Consider the following 3,404-nt stretch of genomic DNA (forward strand, 5'->3'; position numbering starts at 1 on the left):
CTAAGCCTGTACGCGCTGATGGTACTGCAACCGGGAGGTTGTGGGAGAGTAAGTCACCGCCGACACCAAACAACAAACAACAAAATAGTGTTTATTTCGAGAGGAGCAAGGTTACCAATTTACTGGTGGCCTTGCTCCTCTTCTGTGTGATCCCAGAATTTTCTATACTGGATTTCATGAGAACTCTTGCACAGGCGGTAACCAGGCTGGTCCGGTCTAATGATCCCGATCTGTACAAAGGTGCTCGGAGCGTGTACTACAGCGACCGCATATTGGAAGCTGCTGAGTTTTTAGAACAGGCAGTAGAGGATCCTGCACAACTTTCTGGCATCGTGCCGCCGAGTCCATCCGATATCGTGCTTGTTGCTCTAGATGCAGTAGAAGAGGTCCTCAAGACTATCCCTAGGGTCAATGATTATGCCCATGCTGTAAGGGATGCCGGCGAAGTCTTGGCGCGGGTAGTTCCCTCCGCGGCGCAGCGAGCTAGTTATTCCGGTAGCGCTTTGGCTGACTGGTTCATACGAATGAACGAGATTCTTTCGGTAGAAGAAATTGACCTTGACCCAGTCTATTTGGCACCTGCTCTCGGGGAAGAGGGCGTGGCCCGCATCCGCTCGTGGTATGCGGCGGAACAGGGCGGTGGCTACGTGGGGCGTCGGCTAGCGGTGCTTGAAGGCACTGCTGAAGCCGTTCTTCGAACCCATGGTTTGCAGGGAAGTGCGGCTACGCGCTATACGGAGATCATTGCCGGTCTTTGTGACATCCGCCGCTATGATCTTGCCTTTGATTGGTCCGAGAAGGCGGTTAACGAGTGCGCCGTGGAGGAAACCCGAAATATAGCCTCGGGTTGGGCTGTGCTTGCCAGGGAGTATTTTCCCGAACATTCGGAACGCGTTGCCCGGACAGTATTCGATACGTACCCGGAGCTGTCGTCCGCTCAGCAACTCTATGCAGTTGCCGCCGACAAGGTGGAAGCTGCGGCGCATATACAACGCTTGTTGGGGAATAAGTCATGGGATTTGGCCATGTTCCAGCACTTGTGCCTTGAAGACCCTGAACTTGCCTGGAGCACCGTCGTTAAGGCGGGAATGGAAGAGTCGATGGCGCACCGATTTCTTGATGACCTCCCGGCGCAGGTTCTTCCTTTTGTTCGCGACGATGTTGCAACTTACCTAGATTCGACGAGGGTCGGCCGCGACATGGGCATCGATCTATTACAAACCATGAGAGAAAAGTCGGCGGAACTGGGAGCGCCCTGGGATACGGATTTCAACACGCTCTTGACAGATCTACGGTGCCGCTACGCAGAGCGGTATGTCATCTTAAGGCGACTCGACGAGGTTTCCCTTATTTCTTGATTCGGCTACCGCTAAAACGCCCAGGCAGTTCCTATTGGCGTGCATGAAGTCAACGGCACCAGGTGGGGGACTGCAAGGCGCGGACAATGCTCACGGGGTGTACAAATCCGTTAACTTGTTGTAAGCGTGTTTACATGAGCGAGTCAGTGATCAGTTTTCGCGTTGACGCGAAGCAAAAGGAGCACTTAGATGCGCTTGCTTCGCGAACTGGACGGACAGGGGCCTTCTATCTTCGCAAGGCCCTAGATTCCTACCTAGATGAACTTGAGTATGTGTATGCGCTTGAAGCCGAGGCCGAAGCAGCACGACGCGGAGAATTGGACACAATCTCGCTGCAGGACTTAGCGGACGAGTGTGGATTGGTCGATTGAGATCACCCCGCGTGCGGCGAAGTCGTTCCTGTAGGTCGGACCAAACGGGAGTCAGCTCCGACTGATTTAAACGATGTTGGTCTTCCGCCTTGCTAACGCGCTTCGCGGTATCAAGAACGGCCTTCCGTAGGGGACTCCAACTACGAGGTGATCACGTTGCCCATCACGCTTGGCTTATTCGACTAGAGTTATTGAAAGCTATTTTCGACACTCTCGTAGATTAAACATTCTAAATAGGGCTATCTAAGCTGATTGCTATCAATGTTTTAGTATTTGACGTGATTTGCATGTATTTACTTGACGTCCAGATGTAAATCTGTATACTTATATCTACACACACCACATCCGCTCACAATGAAAATTGTGATGGTGTGGTTTTCATTTTTATGGGGGTAAAATAGTGAAAAAATACAACAAGCCCCATTTAACCTTCGAACAACAACTAGCACTCCTAGAGGATCGAAAGCTTGTTATCGAAGATCCAGCTAATGCTATCCGCGCCTTAGGAAAAATTGGATATTACCGTCTTTCGGCTTATTGGTATCCTTTCAGGAAGAATAAACCAAAATATCTACGTACAACTAAATTCAATTACCGGTACGATGAATTCGAGCCGAATCATTCTTTTGAACAGGCACTCGCTCTTTATGATTTTGATAGCCGTTTACGACTTTTGCTCCTTGAAGCATTAGGTCAAATCGAAATCCAATTGCGGACTAAGATCGCCTATTTTGCAGGCGAAATAGACGGGTTTATTCACTTACGCCGTTCACTTCTGGATAAAAAGGAGTGTGAGCGCGTTCCTCGTCGAAGTAAGCAAGATTCTTACAGCTATTGGCAAGAGAATTATAAGAAACAGCTAAAACGGGCTCGCAGTGAGGATTTTATCCGTCATCATATGGAGCGCTATGGGGAAGAACTTCCGATTTGGGTAGCGACGGAGATCCTAGATTTTGGTAGCGTGTCTAAGTTATTCGAATTCCTGCCAAAAAATGTAAAGAATAGTATTGCTCCCGCATTCGGGACGCTTCAAGGCAATGTGTTAGCTAGTTGGATAAGAAATTTTAACTACACCAGAAATATCGCAGCCCATCACTCTCGGTTATGGAATCGCCTCATCGTAACGAGAATTCAGGCACCAAATCGAAGCGTAGTGGATCCGGAAATCTTCCATCTTGCGGATTCTAGAGACCCTATTGCGTTTAAAAAGATATATCCAACACTCGCTTTAATTGCTTATACGCTTTCCTATCTTGAGCCCCGGGGGAATTGGCGCAATCGACTAGTCATGCTGCTGGAGCGCTTTCCCAAAATTGATGGGCTTAGCTTGCAAACTATGGGGTTCCCCGACAACTGGGAAAAACTCGGCCTTTGGCGTACAGGCTTGGCATTAGTGAATGGGGCTGCAGTTCCTCCATGGTCAGAGTAAGCTTTTCTACTGCAATATCGCTCTATATAGGAACGGCTTGAGGTAACTCTGCTTCTTGCCCGCGTGATTCCTACGGTGGCTGAAAGATCGTCATTACACAGGATGGCCCATAAGAGTTAGAGCATTTCATGGATTAGCAATTCAGTGAATTTTAGCCAGCACCACCACAACTGACGCGGGCTTGTTTTAGGGACCGGTAAGGCGGTACCAGGTACCGGGGTGGCGGTAGCCGCCCGGTAGCCGGTT

At 49.6% G+C, this 3,404-nt stretch carries 3 protein-coding genes; all 3 read left to right on the forward strand.

What is annotated here, in order from left to right:
- A partial coding sequence (locus QP970_RS11485; protein ID WP_284869958.1) for a hypothetical protein occupies nt 1–1,358 on the forward strand: 1,358 nt, incomplete at its 5' end.
- A 134-nt stretch (nt 1,359–1,492) separates the two neighbouring features.
- On the forward strand, nt 1,493–1,729 hold the full coding sequence (gene relB / locus QP970_RS11740; protein WP_349819947.1) for a type II toxin-antitoxin system RelB family antitoxin: 237 nt from the start codon (nt 1,493–1,495) through the stop codon (nt 1,727–1,729).
- A gap of 400 nt (nt 1,730–2,129) precedes the next feature.
- Nucleotides 2,130–3,158: an Abi family protein gene (locus QP970_RS11490; protein ID WP_284849798.1), complete on the forward strand. Its 1,029-nt coding sequence runs from the start codon at nt 2,130–2,132 to the stop codon at nt 3,156–3,158.
- The last annotated feature ends 246 nt before the right edge of the window (nt 3,159–3,404 follow it).

Origin of the sequence: Corynebacterium sp. MSK073 (assembly GCF_030232085.1) — a bacterium.
Lineage (GTDB): Bacteria > Actinomycetota > Actinomycetes > Mycobacteriales > Mycobacteriaceae > Corynebacterium.

Coding starts and splice junctions, on each gene's coding strand:
- relB (WP_349819947.1), top strand. CDS start 1,493: ATGAGCGAGTCAGTGATCAGTTTTCGCGTTGACGCGAAGCAAAAGGAG.